The following is a 17681-nucleotide window of genomic DNA, read 5'->3' on the forward strand; positions in this document are numbered from 1 at the left end:
ACCACAGGCTGTTCTTATGTTTAAGTACCTGGCGCCAGGCATATTGTGTCTTAGCTTGTTTGGCTGCTCACCTTCCGATAAACCGATGGAACAAGCGACAGCTGCCGTCGCAGAGCAAAGCAGTGAACACTTTGCTGTGCTGTTTGGTGGCAGTAATGTCGGTGAGCTTAAAGTAGAGAGGCTGAACAATACGCTGAGTATTGATTATGGCTATAGCAATAACGGCCGTGGTGCCAGTAGCGAAGAAACCCTGGAGCTATCTGCTACAGGCTTGCCATTAGCATGGCAGATTTCCGGCAAGACCGTGTTTGGCAATAGTGTCGACGAAAGCTTTACTACCGACGACGGTAGCGCAACCTGGCAGGATGCCGCAGGCGGCGGTAAGGCAACTTTCTCTGGGGACTCGGTTTATGTCGCCCAAAACGCCAGCCCTTATGCACTTTACATTTATGCCAGGGCGCTGCTGAATAATGATGACAATACTTTGCCAGCTCTGCCTGGTGGCCAGCTGCGAATAGAAAAGCTTGATACCATTTCGTTGCAAAGCGCCCAGACTGACCAGCCTGTGGCAGCAAGCATTTATGCCATATCAGGTATCAGTTTAGACCCCAGTTATATTGCCCTTAGTAATGAGCGGCAAATGCTGGCATATCTGACGCCGCGCTTCACCCTGCTTCGACAAGACGTAGTAGCAGAAGATCAGCAACTACGGCAACTGGCAGCAGAGCTGAATGCCTCTCGCTTTGAAGATATTGCCAAGCGTGCCACTAACAAATTTGATAAACCTGTGCGCATTAATAATGTGCGGATTTTTGAACCGCAGACGCTATCGCTTTCTGAGCCAAAATCTGTACTGCTGAACAAAAATAAAATTGCGGCAATTGAGCCGATTGTGCAAACACCTTCTGCCGACGAGGTCGTCATAGAAGGCAACGGTGGCACCCTTATTCCAGGCTTATATGAAATGCACGCTCATATGAGTGACGATGACGCCTTATTAAATGTGATGGCTGGCGTGACTTCTGTCCGCGATATGGGCAATGAAATGGATGTACTGGAAGCCCTGGAAGATAAAATTGAACGCAATGTTTTAATTGGCCCCCGCATTAGCAAAAGTGCATTTATTGAAGGTAAGAGTCCATTTTCAGCCGCAACCGGTGAACTAGCAGCAAGCGAACAAGAAGCGGTAGATTTAGTCAAAATGTATGCTGAACGCGGCGGCTATCATCAGATTAAAATATACAGTTCTATTAAAGGTGAATGGGTACCCGCTATGGTGGCGGAAGCTAAAAAGCACGGCATGCGGGTGGCAGGTCATATTCCGGCGTTTTCCAAAGTTGATGAAATGATGCAAAGCGGCTATGACGAAGTAACCCATATAAATCAGCTGATGTTGAGCTGGGTGCTGGACAGAGAAGAAGACACCCGGACCTTATTCCGGATCACCGGTATGAAGCGTTTTGCTGATCTCGATCTGGATAGTGAAGCGGTTCAAACCTCACTGGATATTATGGTCGATAAAAATATCGCCATTGACCCAACCATGGTAATTCACGAATTCGGGCTCACCGGCCGCAACGGCGAAACCAGAATTGGCATGGTCGATTATGTTGATAATATGCCTATCGGTGTGCAGCGCTCAGCCAAACAAGCGTTGTTGAACGTAGCAGATGAGGCAGAAGATAAAGCCTATAAAGCCGCTTTTGATAAAATTCTGGCCACATTAAGTCTGATGCATCAGCGCGGCATTTTTATTGTTCCCGGCACAGACCTGGGCGGCGCATTTGAGCTGCACCGTGAGTTAGAGCTATTTTCAAAGCTTGGCATGTCTAATGCGCAGGTTTTACGCCGGGCCTCTTACGACATGGCCAACTATTTAGCGCAGGGTGAGCAATTAGGCAGTATAGAAGCCGGCAAACTGGCCGATTTTTTTCTGGTGCCGGGTAATCCGCTTGACGACTTACGGGCCATTAAAAAAATAGCCATGGTAGCGAAAGATGGTCAGATTTATTTCCCCTCTCAGGTCTATCCGCAGTTTGGGATTAAACCCTTTACTGATATGCCACGGGTGCATCAAGGTAACTAAATGCATGTTTTAATACAAACTAAAAGGCCACCGCAAGGTGGCCTCTGTTTATCTGATGCTCAGGAATTCAGTGCTCAGGCTTGCCCTGGCGCAGGGCTTTGGTTTTGCTGCGTTGCTTTTTGCCTTCAAGCCGCCGTTGCTTGCTGCCGTAAGTGGGTTTAGTGGCAATGCGTTTTTTCTGTACCTTGGCGACTGACTGCACTAATTCGATAAACTGGGCCAGGGCGAGTTCGCGGTTCATCTCCTGGCTGCGGCTTTGCTGACACTTAATAATCACTTTACCGCTTTTGGTGATGCGGTGATCACTGCGGTTAAGCAGCCGTTGCTTGTAGAAGTCTGGTAGTGAAGAGGCGGTAATGTCGAAAATAATTTGCACTGCGGTGGCCACTTTATTAACATGCTGGCCACCTGCGCCTGAGGCGCGGATAAATTGCCATTCCAGCTCGCTGTCATCGATACTTACACTGCCTGATATTGTAATTGCCACACATTTCCTGCCATTTTTAGCTTAAATTGCCGTTTTATGAACTTATGCTTAATTTATCGACTAACTGGTGATAAAAAAGTTTAAAAAATTAACAACTGTAAAATCAAGTCATTACTCGACTATTATCTTTTATCGAAACAAAACAGCTTATTTCAGGTTTGACCCATTGCATTCTGATCTGCATAGTAAATGCGCCTGAGTACCCTTAGCATCCTTAGCACAATGAAGTGCGCCCTTACTTTAGCATGGACGGTTATGTCTTATCAGGCTAAGCATAAAAAAACATAAACCGTAATTTTTTTTCGATAGGTAAGTCAGTACTATCATCTTTAGGGCATAACGATGACACTGTTGAATCCGACATTGCGACAGCCGGAGCAAAATGCTTTTGTGCCGGCAATATCCGCAGAAAAGCCAGCTAACGAACTTAATCTATCCGATTTCAGTGCATATTTTCAGGCCTCTCAGGCCATTAGCCATCACGAAAAGAATAAAGTATTCAGACTTCGCCATAAAGTCTATTGCGAAGAATTGAACTTCGAGCCGCCACGGCCATCGGGGCTTGAACAGGACGATTTTGACCGGCGCGCTTTACACTGCAGCCTGGCTGATGCCCAATCTGGTGAAATCGCAGGTACTGTGCGGTTAATTCACTGCGAACAGGAACCGGGCCCCTTGCCTATTGAAAAGTATTTTGCCGGTCGCTTTACTGCACCACACTTGTCTCCGGCGTGCTTTCCGCGGCAGCATGTTTGCGAAATCTCACGGTTAGCAGTAGCCGCGCAATTCCGGCGCAGAATAAAAGATACTGCAGCCAAGGATTTACCGGCGTTAAGCAGCTCCTCCCGACCTTTTAACCGTTTTATTGCCATTGGCCTGTATCTGATGGCGACCGCGATGTGTCTGGAAAAAGGCTACTATCATGGCTTTGTTACTATTGAACCCAGCCTGGCCAGAATACTGCAACGTATTGGTATTAACTTTAACCAGATTGGTGAAGCAATCGATTTTAACGGTAAACGGGCGCCCTACTATTTAGATGCCCGGGAAGTGGTTGCCAATCTGCTGCCAGAATACCGCGATTTAATGCAGCGATTAAGTGGTCAGCTGTTAACGGAACCAGAGTTAGTTGCATCAAGCCGGCAAATGACCACAAATACTGATTTACAATGGGCTATAGCCTGATAAGTTGCGTATCTGAATTATTATTGATTAACAGATAGCAACTATGGATTCATTAAGTCAGATATGTCTTGGGGCTGGCGTTGCCACGCTGGTTATCGGCCGCAAGGTTCCGGTTAAACAAGCCGTATTATGGGGGGCGGTAGCTGGCACCTTACCCGATTTAGATGTGTTGTTTGACGCTGGCGATGCCATCGCCAATATGGTTAGCCACCGGGCCCATTCTCACGCGTTGTTTTATCTGGCGTTAGTCAGCCCACTGCTTGCCTGGTTAATATCGGCGCTTCAGCGCCAGACTGCCCTGTTCCTTCACTGGTGGCTGGCCATTGGCCTGGTGCTGATTACCCACCCCTTGCTGGATGTAATGACAATTTATGGTACCCGCCTCGGCTTACCCTTTACCGATACGCCGTTTGGCGTTGGCAGTATTTTCATTATTGATCCCTTATATACCCTGCCGCTGTTGTTTGCGCTGATTATAGCGCTGCTAAAGCCAAAGTGGTGTACCGGGGCTGCAGCCAGTGGTTTAGGTTTATCATCGGTTTATCTCATCTGGAGTTTCAGTGCCCAGCAATCGATAACCTCAATAGTAGAAGCTGAATTGCCAGTGCCAGCAGCAGATGCTGTATTGGTTACCCCTACGCCATTTAATACCATATTGTGGCGGGTGTTGATTATGACCGAACAGGGCTATTACGAGGGGTTTTATAGTGTATTGGACCGCAGCGCCGCAATTGACTACCAGTTTTTCCCACAAAATGCCCGCTTAAAGCAGCAATATAAAGCGCACCCTGACATTGCCCGAATTGCCGCCTTCAGCCACGGTTTTTACAGTTTACAGCAGCAGGATGATAAACTTATACTAACTGATTTGCGGATGGGCTTGCGCCAGAATTATGCCTTTAACTTTCTGGTGACCCCAGATACCGCCACCCCGGCCCAGGCGCTGCCCAGAGCTTATGATATGGGCACCACCGTTCGCTGGATCCAACAACAACTGGTCGCGAGTGAGTAGTTACCAGAGCGCTGGTAACTACTTTGCTACCATGATTAAAGCCTGATTGCCAGCCCGTCGCTCAGCGCACGCCGGTATGCGGTAAACGCCGGGATACAGGCCAGCAATGCGCTAATCAGCAATACTGCCCCGGCCCAGTACAAACTTTGCAGGCTGAATGGGTTGATATTGATAAACAGGCCGTAACTGCTGGCCAGCATCTCTTGCAACGCCCACAAGGTTACTACCAGCGTCACTGCAGCAGCCAGTAGCGCCATTACCGTGAGTAACAGCACTTCCAGCTGAATTAATACAAACAAATACCACGGATGCGCCCCTACCGCTCGCAGAATAGCCATCTCCCGCTGCCGCTCTTTCATCGATGCCAGCAAGGTCGTCATCATGCCAACAAGACCCGCGACCAGCACCAGCAAGGTAATCAGCAGTAACAGGTTTTCAACCATACTGAGCATTTGCCATAGTTCAGCCAGCGCAACGCCCGGTAAAATCGCTGACAAAGCTTCTCCTTTAAACTCATTAATTTGCCGCTGCACCACAAAAGTTGCCATTCTGGAGTCAAGCCCTACCATAAAAGCGGTGATAGCTTTGGGGGTCAGATCCTGTTGCAATGCCTGTTCAGCACTGATTTTACGTCCTGGCATCGGTGCACCCTGCTGCCAGTCAAGATGAATAGCTTCAATACCTTCCAGGCTGACATGCACGGTTTGATCTAACGGGGTGCCGGTCGGCGCCAGAATACCGGTTACCGTAAAGGGTTTGTCTTTATGTTCACTGAAGCTAACCGCCCCGACACCATGCGCCAGGGTGATCTGGTCACCCAGTTTGTAGCCCAGTTTGGTTGCCACCTCCGCGCCCAGTACCGTATCGTAGACCTCATTAAACGGCTGACCTTCGCTAAACTGTAATGCCTGCTGATTGGCATAGCGGTAATGGCTAAAATAGTCACTGTTGGTGCCAAGCACCCGATAGCCACGGTGAGAATCGCCCAGCGACATTGGAATAGTCCAGCTTATTTGCGGATGCTTGCTAATGCGCTGATACGTCGCCCAACTGACATTTGCGGTGGCATTACCAATCCGGAATACTGAGTACAATAATAAGTTCAGCTGGCCAGACCGGGCGCCGACAATTAAATCGGTGCCGGCAATAGTACTGGTAAAACTCTGGCGGGCTTCTTTGCGTAAATGGTCAATACCAAATAGCAACACCAGACTTATAGTCAACGACAGTAATGTCATCAGCGCGGTACCACGACGATTCCAGAGGCTCTGCCTGGCAAGTTTTAACAACATGGCTGTACTCCTTGTGCCAAATTCTGCATATCCAGCTGCAGGCTGAAATAGCGCCGTAAACCAGCATCGTGGCTGACAAAAATAACGGTGGTCTGGCAGGCATTGGCCTGCTCCAGCAGTACCTGCATAAAACTGTCCCTGTTATCGGCATCCAACGCCGAGGTGGGTTCATCGGCAATAAGTAAGGCCGGCCGGGTTAACAGAGCGCGGGCAATAGCTACCCGCTGTTGCTGGCCAACGCTTAATGCCGCGGCCTGCTGCTCAATTAGCTCCCCCGCCAGGCCCAGGCTATCTAACAGTTCTCTGGCACGTTGCTCGCTGGCTTTTTTATCGTGACCGGCAAAATGGCTGCTTAACAACACGTTATCCAGCACCGATAAATAGGAAATCAGGTTAAGCTGCTGAAACACAACACCAATATTCCGGGCCCGCACGGTATCGCGTTTTGCCGGCGACAGGCTGCTGAATACTTCACCACCTAGTTTTATCTCGCCCTGTTTAGGCGTAATGATACCGGCCAGCAAATTAAGCAGCGTGGTTTTGCCGCTACCCGAGGCACCTTTAATAAACAGATGCTGACCTTGCTGCAGGGTCAGCTCAGGTAAACTAAGTTGCCAGGCTGCGGTCTGATAAAAGAACAGCACATTTTTGAGCTCAATGGCAGGAATTTTCGGCTTGTCGGTCACAGGTTTAATCCCGGTCATGTTATGATTGCTCCATTAATTGGCGTCTATTATGCAAAATTAAGAGGGTAAGCTCCAATGCTTAACAAGTTATCCGTTACGTTATCTATGCTATTGGTCGCAAGCTTTAGTATGTTACTAAATGCCAGCGAAGTTAAAACCATCGAATGGACTGATTTAATGCCGGCAGAAGATCTGGCTGCATTACAAGCCATGCCGGAAGTACAGCATGATTACAGTCAACCCTCGCCCTTTGATGATAATTATAACGGTGACGATCCCGCCGCCGGACAGTGGGAGCAGATTTTACAGTCGGCCAAAGTAAAAGAAGAATTTAATAATACCAAGGTGCGGATCCCCGGTTTTATTGTGCCACTGGAGTTTGATGACGAACAAAACGTGACCAGCTTTTTTCTGGTACCTTACTTTGGCGCCTGTATTCATGTACCGCCGCCGCCACCTAATCAGATTATTTTTGTCAGTGGTGCCAAAAATCTGAAAGCTGATATGATTTACTCACCGTTCTGGATTAGCGGCACCATCACCACCCAACCTATGAGCCACGATTTAGCGAATGCGGCTTACAGTCTGAAAGCGGATTTGGTTGAAGAGTACACCTACTGATTTAAGCTTAACAGTAAACAAAAGCCCCCGGCTATCCAATTAATAGCGGGGGGCTTTTTGCTTTATAAAATGCCTAGGCAGTGTTAAAAACTGACAGTGTTACTGGCCAAACTCAGTTCTGTTGCGCCTTGCTGGCCATTTATTACCCATTGCACAGTAATTTTCTGCACACTTGGTACCAGGTTAAATAAACTTACCGTCATTTCATTTAACCGCGCCGGTTGCTGACAAATTAAACTGATATTGGCGTAAAAGTCGCTATGTGTACTACTAACTTCAGCTGTTAAATCGGTATTGGCATCAGCTTCTGTAAGGTCACATCCGGCTTGCGGATTAATTTCAAACCATGAGCCCTGACGCAGTACAGCCAATGCCGAGGCTATTTCCTGGCGTTGCTCGCTGGTTTTCGGGGCATGTTCAAAGCCGACAATATTGTAAGCGGCCGATTGCAACGCCACCATTGCCTCGTTACCTTCAAGTATCACCGTTAACATAGCCTCACCATGGACATGCGTGCCCGGGCTACTGAACTCATCTTCTGCATGCTCATGCTCATGCTCATGCTCATGCTCATGCTCATGCTGTTCAGCGTGTTTGTGATCATGCTGCTGGGCAACAACATTGTTAGCAGTTAACAATAGCGCGCCAGCTGTCACCGCACTTAACCAGCAGCCAACAGCCGCGCCAAACCGAAACTTCGCCATCTTCAGGGTCCTTGTACTTTGCTATAGGCGTTATCATACCTGCTTGTTAAACCAGCGCAATATGTGGCAGCGCCAAAAGCAGACATCGAGTTAAATCGTTGATCTGCGTGCTACAGCTAAGCGTACCACTGACTATTGTTAATTTGAGTCAGGATTTATGGCCAAGCTTATCGTAATTTTAGGAGACCAGCTTAGCCCGGCGCTACCCGCGCTTCGTGAAGCAAAAAGTGACGACGTTATTTTACTGGCTGAAGTGCAGCAGGAAGCCACCTACGTTAAGCACCACAAGCATAAGATTATTCTGTTGTTCAGTGCGATGCGCCATTTTGCTGACGTGCTACGTCAGCAGAATTATCAGGTGACCTATCTGGACTATCATCAAGGCCATGCTTCACTTACCGCCGCGGTTGAACAAAGCCTGCAACAACATCCGCAGTTAGACGGCATTATGCTGACTCAGTGTGGTGAGTATCGCTTACAGCAGGAAATAAACAGCTGGCAGCACACCTTCGGTTTACCGGTGGAGATACTGGAAGATGACCGCTTTTTGTGCAATGCGGCAATGTTTGCCCAATGGGCTGATGGCCGCAAACAGCTGCGGATGGAATATTTTTACCGCGAGATGCGCCGCTACACCGGGTTACTGCTTGATAGCAAAAAACAACCGCTTGGCGGCCAATGGAATTTTGATAAAGCCAACCGCAAAAGCCCGCCGGCTGATCTGCAGGCCATCGCACCACTGCAGTTTAAACCCGATGACATTACACTTGAGGTAATGAAACTGGTTACTGAACACTTTGCCGGTAATCCGGGCTCGGCTGACAATTTTTGTTATGCGGTAACAGGTAAGCAGGCACGCCAGGCATTTAATCACTTTGTCAGCGAACAACTGGCCAGGTTTGGCGACTATCAGGATGCGATGGTACTTGACCAACCCTTCCTGTTTCACAGCATTTGTTCCATCTATCTTAACTGCGGCTTGCTGGATGTACGCTGGATGTGTCAGAAAGTGGAAGCAGCCTACAAGCAGGACAAGGTTGCTATTAATGCCGCTGAGGGCTTTATTCGCCAACTTATCGGCTGGCGCGAGTATGTCAGGGGCTTGTACTGGCTGTTGATGCCCGACTATAAAAACCGCAACTTTCTGAATGCCAACAGACCATTACCGGGCTTTTACTGGCATGGCGACACCAAAATGCGCTGTATGCAACAAGCCATCAGCCATACCATGACCCACGCTTATTCTCACCACATTCAGCGGCTGATGATAACCGGTAATTTCGCCTTGTTAGCCGGGCTGGATGTCACTGAAGTCACCGACTGGTATCTGGCTGTATATGCTGATGCTTACGAATGGGTAGAACTGCCTAATACCCTTGGCATGGCGCTGTTTGCCGATGATGGTGTACTCGCCTCTAAACCTTATGCTGCCAGCGGCGCTTATATTAACCGGATGAGTAATTACTGCCAGCATTGCCATTACAAGGTTAAAGACAGTACCGGTGATGACGCCTGCCCGTTTAACGTATTGTACTGGGACTTTTTAGCGCGCAATGAGCAAAAACTGGGAAGCAATGCCAGGATGCAGCTGGCTTATAAAAACTGGCACAATAAAGCGCCGGAACAACAGCAGGCACTTCGTGATAAAGCAGCCGACTACCTGATAAAGCTGGAGCAACTATGACCAGCCTGGTGTTACTTGACCAGGCGTTACGCCTGCATGACAACCCCTTGCTCTGGTATGGTGCCCGAGCTGACGGCACAGCAGGTGAGCAGCGATTAGTCGCGGTCGTTTGCCTGGATAAGTCTGCTTTTTTCTCTAAGCAATATGGATTGGCCCGGGCCAGTTTACTGCGGCTGCAACAGCAGCTGCAACTAATTTCCGGCACCAAACAAGCCCTCGCCCGGTTCAATATTGGTCTGGTTACCTTGTTTGGGGAACCCGCAGCGGAAATAAGCCGCTTAGCGATGCAACTACAAGCCAGCCAGATTGTTGCAGCCAGCCCAACCGGCTATCGGGAACAGCAAACCCTCGCAAAGCTCAGCGACCGCTATCAGGTCACAACCATTGATGTTAACAGCTTATTAGGCACAGCGGCGTTAACACCTGAACTTAGCCGCTTGCCTGACAGCTTCAGTGCTTTTCGGAAGCAACGGGAACCGTTATTGCAGGTAGCGCCGGCTGTTGCAACGTATCAACCCCAGCCTGCTCAGCAGTGGCTGACACCTGAGCAAAGCAGCGTGTTCTATGAGAATTTTCATCAGTTAGCGGCTTTCAGCCAACCATCGCTGCCACCAGGTAGCGACGAGCAACACGCATTGCAGCGGCTGGACGACTATATCTGGCAGCAACACGCTATCAGCCATTACAAAAGCAGCCGCAATGGTTTAAGTGGTGACTATTATGCCAGTAAGTTTTCAGCACCTCTGGCAACAGGTTGTCTGTCGGCCCGCTATTGCTGGCAACAAATTTTGCAGTACGAGCAGCAGATAGAAGCAAATGAATCTACCTACTGGCTGAAGTTTGAACTGCTATGGCGGGAATTTTTCCGCTGGCAATTTCGTAAATATACCAATGCCTGGTTTAGTAAGCATGCTATAAAAGGTCCGCTGGATTTTAGTCCGCCGACTCTGACTAAAGCCCGGCAAGAACACTTTAATAACTGGTGTGCCGGAACAACCGGCGTGCCTTTTATTGATGCCAATATGCGCCTGCTTAACAGCACCGGCCTGATGAGTAATCGGGGCAGGCAGAATGTTGCCAGCTTTCTTATTCATGATTTAGGCGTCGACTGGCGCCTTGGTGCCGCCTATTTTGAGCAGCGCCTGCTGGATTACGATGTTGCCAGTAACTGGGGTAACTGGGCGTATATTGCTGGCAGTGGCAACAGTGGCGAGCGCCAGTTTAACGTGATTAAGCAAGCACTGAGCTATGATCCGGAGGGTGACTTTGTCCGCGCCATGTTGCCAGAACTGACGGCAAAAGGCAGTTTAATTCACCAGCCCGCAGCTGAGGTTAAGGTACCTGAGCACTGGCGAAACTGGCTGGCAAAACTGACTGAAAAAAAGCTGTAACCACAGATGACCAGCCTGGTATGGTTTAAGCGCGATTTGCGGCTGCAGGATCACCAGCCGTTATGGCATGCGGCCAAACAAGGCCCGGTGCTGCCGGTATATATTATTGAACCCGATTACTGGCAGCAGCCTGATGTGTCGCTGCGCCACTGGCAATATCTGGCTCCGGCGCTGCAACAGCTTAACCAGCAACTGAGCGCCCTGGGCCAGCCGTTACTGGTGGTAAAAGGTGCGGCTACCGCAGTGTTGCGCCAACTTTGCCGGCAATACGCAGTAAGTGGGGTATACAGCCATGAAGAAACCGGCAACCTCTGGACCTATCAGCGCGATCTTGCCGTTGGCCGCTTACTGCAAAGCCTGCAAATACCCTGGCAGCAATACCGCCAATTCGCGGTATTTCGTAAATTAGCTAACCGGGATAACTGGTTTGAACGGGCAGATAGCTGGCTTAAATCACCAGTATGTCCAACCCCTGCATCGTTGCCCAGACTAACCGCAACACCAGATAGCTTAATGCCAGAAGGCTTAACGCCGGAAAACCTGGCGCTACTGGCGCCCCGGCGCGGTCACGACCTGCCACCGGTAATCAGGCTGCAACAGGGCGTACAACCTGCGGATATCTTCAATGAGTTTATTGACAAACGCAGTCGCAATTACCGGCAACATATATCTTTACCCGCCAAAGCCGCTAGCAGCTGCTCCAGGTTAAGCCCCTGCATTAGTTATGGCCAGCTAAGTCTGCGCCAGTTACAACAGCAAAGCTTGCTGGCGTTAAAACAGCAAAGTAACGTCTGGCATAAACAAGGACTACAGGCATTTTTCAGCCGTTTACGCTGGCATTGCCACTTTATCCAGAAACTGGAAGATGAACCGGCTATTGAGTTTTGTAATATGCACCGTGGCTTTGATGGCATGCGCGAAGCTGATTTTAACCCCGCACACTTTGCTGCGTGGCGCACCGGTTATACCGGTTTTCCACTAATTGATGCGGCCATGCGTTGCCTGCTGGCAACAGGCTGGCTGCACTTTCGTGGCAGAGCGATGCTGGTGGCATTTGCCACATATCATTTATGGCTGCACTGGCGGCCGGTCGCGCTGCACTTAGCGCAATGCTTTGTCGACTACGAACCGGGTATTCATTATCCACAAATCCAAATGCAGGCCGGCACGACAGGCATTAATCCGAACCGGATGTACAATCCATTAAAGCAAAGCCAATTGAAAGATCCGGACGGCCAGTTTATCCGCCAATGGTTGCCGGAGCTGCGCCAGCTACCGACCAGCTGGCTGCACAGTCCCTGGCTGATGCCTGTAGCCTTACAACAGCAATACGACTGCGTATTAGGCCGCGACTATCCTGCGCCAATAGTCGATTTGCAACACGCCCTGCAACAGGCCAGAGCAAAACTACGTAACTGGTTACACAGCCAGCCTGCAGCCAGCTGGCAACAACAGAAAAAAGCAGTGGTGGCACGCCATGCCAGTCGTAAAAGGCCGGCAGCACGTAAAGCGGCGAAAAGCAGAGATCAGCTCAGTTTTGATTGGTAGGCTGGCATTTCCGCAGTATTAAATGGCTTCTTCATCTTCTTCGCCAGTCCGAATCCTGATCACCCGCTCAACTTCAAACACGAAGATTTTGCCATCACCTATTCTACCGGTCTGAGCGGTTTTCATTATGGCTTCAACACAACGTTCTACTAACTCGTCACCCACCACAATTTCCAGCTTAACCTTAGGCAGAAAATCCACCATGTATTCGGCGCCACGGTAGAGTTCGGTGTGGCCTTTTTGCCGGCCAAAGCCTTTTACCTCAGTCACTGTCATACCCGTTATACTGATATCGGCCAGTGCCTCACGCACATCATCCAGTTTAAAAGGCTTAATTATGGCTTCAATTTTTTTCATCGCGGTTTCCAAAGCTACGGCCAGAAGATAGCGCCAGTATAATACAAGCGCTCGCCAGCATCAGCTTTTTAGCCGCAATTAGTTGATCCTATTTCATTCAGATACGTTAAGATATTGTGCACTTTCAACAGAGGGCTGAGCAGAATGCAGGCAGAACACATTATTGCCCAAATGCGGGTATTACCGGAAATTGATACCGGCTTTGAAATCAGCCGCCGGGTTAGCTTTATCAAAAAACAATTGCGGAACGCCGGCATGACCCGTCTGGTGCTGGGAATAAGCGGCGGTGTCGACTCTACCACCTGTGGCCGGCTGGCCCAGATAGCGGTGGACGAGCTAAATGCGGAACACGGCGGTGGTTATCAATTTATTGCGGTGCGTTTGCCGTACGGGACCCAGAGTGATGAAGATGAAGCACAGCTTGCTATCAGCTTTATCAAACCGGGCAAAGCTGTCAGTGTCAATATTAAGGGTGCAGCTGATGCATTGCATCAAAGCACCATGCTGGCGCTTGGCGATCAGAACACAATCAGTGAGGCAAAAGCCGATTTTGCTAAAGGTAATGTCAAGGCCCGCTGCCGAATGATGGCGCAATACCATATTGCCGCGCTGAACAATGCCCTGGTGCTGGGTACTGATCACTCGGCAGAAAATATTACCGGTTTTTACACTAAATGGGGTGATGGCGCCTGCGATTTAGCGCCGTTATTTGGTTTAAGTAAACGGCAGGTACGGGCTATTGCCGCCAAACTTGGCGCACCACAACTATTGGTTGCCAAAACACCAACCGCCGATTTGGAATGCCTGAGTCCGCAAAAAGCGGATGAGGCTGCACTGGGCTTAACGTATGATCAGATTGATGATTTTTTGGAAGGCAAACCAGTGCCAGCTGAGGTTGCAGAGCGCTTAATCAGTATCTATCTGAAAACCCAGCATAAACGTGATCCCATACCCACTATCTACGATTAGCACCTTCAGCCACTTTTTGATGTACCGTAAAATATGACGCCAGCTTATGCTGGCGCCACTCCAACAAACACCCTTCAAAAATACAATTTATAAATATACTTGCTACACTTTAGTTACTTTACAAGAATTGCAAGGAGTGCAGTGATGCAGCGGTATCAGACCCAGCTGGGACTTACCTTACTCGAATTAGTATTGGGGTTAGCAATTATGGCTATTTTGCTGCAAATTGCCTTGCCGGCAATGGCAGAGCTTATCAACAAGCAACGGGCCGGTAGCTATATGCAAAAGTTTAGCCGTCATCTCGGTTATGCCAGGATCCAGGCCGCAAACAGTCAGCAACCGGTAAGGCTGTGCCCGCTGTCAGGCACTGAATGCCAGAGTGACTGGCGCACTTATCCGTTGGTGCTGAGCTTAATAAACCCACACAATGATACTGAATTTATGCTGCGGCAAATACCGCCGGTATTCAGCCAGCACCAGTTAAAATATAACCGCCGTCAGTTACAGTTCCGTCGCGATGGCAGCTTAAATGCACTGGAAAATGGCACCTTTTATTATTGCCCGCAGCCATCGTTTAACTGGCATTACAAACTGGTACTAAACCAGGCCGGTCGCAATCGTCTGACCTTTCATTACGCTCCCTGCCCTGACTAATCCCAGCAAAATAGCGATGATGGCAGGCTGTAATTGCGTCTACCGGTATGGTCAAGGGTATAAACCAGACAGTCCCGATCCGCTGTTTGTGGCCCCTGGGCCAATGCCGTCAGCTCAAAACTGCTGGTATCACTCAACACAACCTGCAGTTTATAGCGACCGCTGGCGCTAGTGCCATCGGCGGCCACCCCCAGCAGTGCCAGATTATCGGTATAACGACCATGATCTGCCAGTTGCTGCTCCTGCATATTGGCAGCGCTCAACAACAACCGGCTGGCTTCAGCGCGATGGGTTTTTAACACATATTGCTGATAAGATGGATAAGCAATAGCGCTGAGAATGCCGACTATTGCCACGGCGACCATTAGCTCAATTAAGCTAAAGCCTGTGCGGACATAAAGATTTCGGAACATCAGTGTGCTCCTGTTTCCTGGCGATACGTTGCCAGTTTCCGCCAGCGGGGAAACTGATCCAGCTGCAACTGTTCAGAACAATCCGGGCATGCCGGCGAAATCATCTTCAGATCAGCCAGAACCAACTGTTGTTCATCAATATTGTCTAACACCAGGGCAGCAGAACCATCAGCTTGTTGTTGCAGTTTTAACTGACCTGCACCATTTAGTAACCGAAAGCGACGCTGACTATATACCAGGCCGGCACTGTGCAAATGCATTGCAACCAAGCTGTGTTCCGCACTTTGGTCTGCGCACGCCGTTGCAGTAAAATCGCTGGTTGCCACCGCGCTGTAAATAACCCCGGCAACAACTTTAGGCGGCTGAGTAAGCTGGCCGGATAACCGAACCCACCAACCGGCACTATCAACAATTGCTGACCACTGCGCATTGCTTAAACCCGCAGTTCGCTCTTCTTCAGTTAATATTGTGCGATCATACAGCGCAGCAAAATCAGGCAAAGTACGCTCAGCTGAAAAGCCCGGGATCCGCAGTGCAACCAGGGCATCCTCGCCACTGATAATGTTGCGGGCAATCAGCAGCACAACTTTATGCTGGCTTGTCAAACCGTCGGGGCGCAAAGGTAACGGCAAACTGATGTCAACAATGCCTGCGTTTGCGATAAAGCGCCAGTCACTGTGGGTCAGGTCTGCTAAAAGTGATGAGCTATCAAAACCACTTGCTGCCACATCGGTTAACCAGACCCGGCCACTGAAGTCAGTGCTGATCAACTGGTCAACATAGCCGTCGTAATCGGCGTCCATCGGCTCTGGCCTGGCATAGAATGGGGCGGCCAAACCTGAACTATCTGGCAATGGCCAGGTGTTTAACGTGTCCAGCGCTACTGAGCTGTCAGGTGGATACATTGCCAGCTGGCCAGCACCGTCACGATCATCATGATGCAAAAACCGCTGCAACGGCCCGGAACTGGAACTTCCAGCAAACTGCAATTCGCGTGGCTCTGCCGGCTGGCGCCAGCATTCAGGAGTAGCAGCCAATACACTGAAACAAAACACCACAGCGGCCAACATACTCAGCAACAAGATAGCCAATAAGGGCCCAAGCTTAACAACCTGGCTAAGCTGTCCGGGTGCGTTGCGTTCTGACTTAACATCACTTTTAATTCTGTTACTCAGCATCCAGCACCTCCCCCGCCACAAGTTGCTGGCGCAACAACATACTGCTGTAGCTACTGGCAAACCGGCTGTCATCAGACACCAAACTGGTTGCCAGGGTTAACAAGTCGCATTGAATGAGTGAGTCAGACCAGACTGCATAACTGGCAGGGCAGCGGCTGGTGATAATTAAATCAGTCTCACTGCTGGCAAGGGTAGCATCACTGACCGAACTCAGATGCAGCGCCAGCGCTCTTTGCTCAAACAGCAATTGTCGCTGCGCAGCCTGCGCGGATTTGATACTCATTTGGCTGATAAATAAATTTGCACTGACAATTAACAGCATCACCAGCAGAAAGATTAAGGCGCTTATCAACGCCATACCGCTCTGTCGCATACAACCTCCCTGTATCAGGTACTATTCATATGTTGATTAGGTAACTGCATTTCGTTTGCTATGGTAAAAATGTTCCGGATTACGCTATGGCTAAAAGTTCGCGTTATTAAAATACACACTGCCAGCCAGCAACAAGCGCCGGTAGTGATCGTCGGGTGCCTCAAACCGGCTGGCACCCATCTGATAAGTTTGTTGATTGACATATCGGGGATCCGGCACGGTGCTTCGCAGCAATACATAAAACCGGATACTAACAATCCGGCCTGATTGCTGCTGCCAGTGTTCGTTACTCATTAACGCGGTGGGCAGCATATAATTTAACCGGCCATCAAGATTGGCATCGATGCCGAATTCAAAATGCAGCCGTTCAACCCCATCAATCACAGAGTCAGTCGCTATCCTGGCTGCGCCGCTTACCGAGCGCACCAGTCTCTTGCGCATCAGCACTGGTATAGTCTGGCCATCTACCCGCTGATTCTGGATATAAAAAACTAAATGCTGATAAGGATAAAACACACTGTCAGCAGCGAGGCTGGCACTGTCCTGGCTGATTAGGCGGCTTTGTTGCCAGTGTGGCACAATGTAGAAACGATTTGGCCGCAGTTCATCCCGACTCACTGCCAGGCCTATTGCCCGTTTCAACTGCAGTATTTCACTGTCTGGCGCCAGTGATGTCAGACAATTCAGCTGCCGGCCGGGTGCTGCAAGCTTGGCATACAAGCTGGTAAACGTGGCACCGGCAGCCGGAAAACTGCCACTATCAATGTCATCCTCGACGCAGTCAGGTGCCGGTGGTGCCATATCAACCGAGGCAACGCTAACGTCATTAAGGCTGATCCCTCCCCAGAATCCGGTATTTTGTAATTCGTTATGCAACAGGTTTAGCGCCAGCTGACCATTTTGCTGTAACTGTGCCAACTGCTGGCTTTGCCTTGACGATGCGGTCAGGCTGGCAAAAATCTGCACAGTAAAACCAAGCAGCAGCAGACCGAGCAACATGGCAATTAGCAGTTCTACCAGCGAGAAGCCGCGAATAATCAT

Annotated in this window: 18 protein-coding genes; 9 read left to right on the forward strand and 9 right to left on the reverse strand. The window is 49.6% G+C overall.

Translation table 11 applies throughout. The features are described from left to right. Positions 1 to 16: 16 nt before the first annotated feature. Entirely contained in the window at positions 17 to 2086 is a 2070-nt protein-coding gene (locus CRO03_RS11985) for an amidohydrolase family protein (protein WP_097111862.1), read from the forward strand. A 67-nt stretch (positions 2087 to 2153) separates the two neighbouring features. On the opposite strand, the gene arfB is transcribed toward CRO03_RS11985, so the two are convergent. Then, on the reverse strand, positions 2154 to 2573 hold the full coding sequence (gene arfB / locus CRO03_RS11990) for an alternative ribosome rescue aminoacyl-tRNA hydrolase ArfB (protein WP_097111863.1): 420 nt from the start codon (positions 2571 to 2573) through the stop codon (positions 2154 to 2156). A 342-nt stretch (positions 2574 to 2915) separates the two neighbouring features. Here arfB and CRO03_RS11995 point away from each other — a divergent pair, with 342 nt between their 5' ends. Continuing rightward, positions 2916 to 3758 (forward strand): PEP-CTERM/exosortase system-associated acyltransferase, encoded by an 843-nt coding sequence (locus tag CRO03_RS11995; RefSeq protein ID WP_097111864.1) that lies wholly within the window; start codon positions 2916 to 2918, stop codon positions 3756 to 3758. A 43-nt stretch (positions 3759 to 3801) separates the two neighbouring features. Further along, the gene (locus CRO03_RS12000; protein ID WP_097111865.1) at positions 3802 to 4770 is read left to right on the forward strand and encodes a metal-dependent hydrolase; all 969 of its coding nucleotides are present in this window, start codon (positions 3802 to 3804) and stop codon (positions 4768 to 4770) included. Positions 4771 to 4805: 35 nt separating this feature from the next. Here CRO03_RS12000 and CRO03_RS12005 read toward each other — a convergent pair whose 3' ends face one another. Then, entirely contained in the window at positions 4806 to 6062 is a 1257-nt protein-coding gene (locus CRO03_RS12005; RefSeq protein ID WP_097111866.1) for an ABC transporter permease, read from the reverse strand. Beyond that, positions 6053 to 6766, reverse strand: coding sequence for an ABC transporter ATP-binding protein (locus CRO03_RS12010; RefSeq protein ID WP_170949005.1), 714 nt, complete (start codon positions 6764 to 6766; stop codon positions 6053 to 6055). The genes CRO03_RS12005 and CRO03_RS12010 overlap by 10 nt, the downstream gene beginning before the upstream one ends. A gap of 57 nt (positions 6767 to 6823) precedes the next feature. Here CRO03_RS12010 and CRO03_RS12015 point away from each other — a divergent pair, with 57 nt between their 5' ends. Next, positions 6824 to 7369, forward strand: coding sequence for a DUF3299 domain-containing protein (locus CRO03_RS12015; protein ID WP_097111867.1), 546 nt, complete (start codon positions 6824 to 6826; stop codon positions 7367 to 7369). Between the two features lie 83 nt (positions 7370 to 7452). Here CRO03_RS12015 and CRO03_RS12020 read toward each other — a convergent pair whose 3' ends face one another. After that, positions 7453 to 8073, reverse strand: coding sequence for a DUF2796 domain-containing protein (locus CRO03_RS12020; protein ID WP_097111868.1), 621 nt, complete (start codon positions 8071 to 8073; stop codon positions 7453 to 7455). A 157-nt stretch (positions 8074 to 8230) separates the two neighbouring features. Between CRO03_RS12020 and CRO03_RS12025 the strand changes: the two genes are divergently transcribed. Genes CRO03_RS12025 through CRO03_RS12035 form a run of 3 tightly spaced genes read left to right on the forward strand, consistent with a single transcriptional unit; the run spans position 8231 to position 12696 of the window. Next, positions 8231 to 9757, forward strand: coding sequence for a cryptochrome/photolyase family protein (locus CRO03_RS12025; protein ID WP_097111869.1), 1527 nt, complete (start codon positions 8231 to 8233; stop codon positions 9755 to 9757). Then, a complete protein-coding gene (locus CRO03_RS12030; protein ID WP_097111870.1) occupies positions 9754 to 11148 on the forward strand; it encodes a DASH family cryptochrome in 1395 nt (464 codons plus the stop codon). Before CRO03_RS12025 ends, CRO03_RS12030 begins: the two co-directional genes overlap by 4 nt. Before the next feature lie 6 nt (positions 11149 to 11154). Beyond that, positions 11155 to 12696 (forward strand): FAD-binding domain-containing protein, encoded by a 1542-nt coding sequence (locus CRO03_RS12035; protein WP_097111871.1) that lies wholly within the window; start codon positions 11155 to 11157, stop codon positions 12694 to 12696. An 18-nt stretch (positions 12697 to 12714) separates the two neighbouring features. On the opposite strand, the gene glnB is transcribed toward CRO03_RS12035, so the two are convergent. Continuing rightward, entirely contained in the window at positions 12715 to 13053 is a 339-nt protein-coding gene (gene glnB, locus CRO03_RS12040; RefSeq protein WP_097111872.1) for a nitrogen regulatory protein P-II, read from the reverse strand. Positions 13054 to 13197: 144 nt separating this feature from the next. Between glnB and nadE the strand changes: the two genes are divergently transcribed. Both nadE and CRO03_RS12050 read left to right on the forward strand, forming a co-directional pair. Further along, a complete protein-coding gene (gene nadE / locus CRO03_RS12045; RefSeq protein WP_097111873.1) occupies positions 13198 to 14022 on the forward strand; it encodes an ammonia-dependent NAD(+) synthetase in 825 nt (274 codons plus the stop codon). A gap of 144 nt (positions 14023 to 14166) precedes the next feature. Further along, complete coding sequence (locus CRO03_RS12050; RefSeq protein ID WP_097111874.1) at positions 14167 to 14676, forward strand: GspH/FimT family pseudopilin; 510 nt, start codon at positions 14167 to 14169, stop codon at positions 14674 to 14676. Here CRO03_RS12050 and CRO03_RS12055 read toward each other — a convergent pair. From CRO03_RS12055 to CRO03_RS12070, 4 genes are all read right to left on the reverse strand, one after another. Next, complete coding sequence (locus CRO03_RS12055) at positions 14673 to 15089, reverse strand: type IV pilin protein (RefSeq protein WP_097111875.1); 417 nt, start codon at positions 15087 to 15089, stop codon at positions 14673 to 14675. The two genes, CRO03_RS12050 and CRO03_RS12055, sit on opposite strands and share 4 nt — an antisense overlap. After that, the gene (locus CRO03_RS12060) at positions 15089 to 16267 is read right to left on the reverse strand and encodes a hypothetical protein (protein WP_097111876.1); all 1179 of its coding nucleotides are present in this window, start codon (positions 16265 to 16267) and stop codon (positions 15089 to 15091) included. Before CRO03_RS12060 ends, CRO03_RS12055 begins: the two co-directional genes overlap by 1 nt. Further along, positions 16257 to 16640 carry a hypothetical protein gene (locus CRO03_RS12065; protein WP_097111877.1) on the reverse strand — a complete coding sequence of 128 codons (384 nt, stop codon included), beginning with the start codon at positions 16638 to 16640 and terminating at the stop codon, positions 16257 to 16259. Before CRO03_RS12065 ends, CRO03_RS12060 begins: the two co-directional genes overlap by 11 nt. 90 nt (positions 16641 to 16730) lie before the next feature. Further along, the gene (locus CRO03_RS12070; protein WP_097111878.1) at positions 16731 to 17681 is read right to left on the reverse strand and encodes a PilW family protein; all 951 of its coding nucleotides are present in this window, start codon (positions 17679 to 17681) and stop codon (positions 16731 to 16733) included.

The sequence above is a fragment of the Arsukibacterium tuosuense genome (genome assembly GCF_900215315.1).
GTDB classification, from domain to species: domain Bacteria; phylum Pseudomonadota; class Gammaproteobacteria; order Enterobacterales; family Alteromonadaceae; genus Alishewanella; species Alishewanella tuosuense.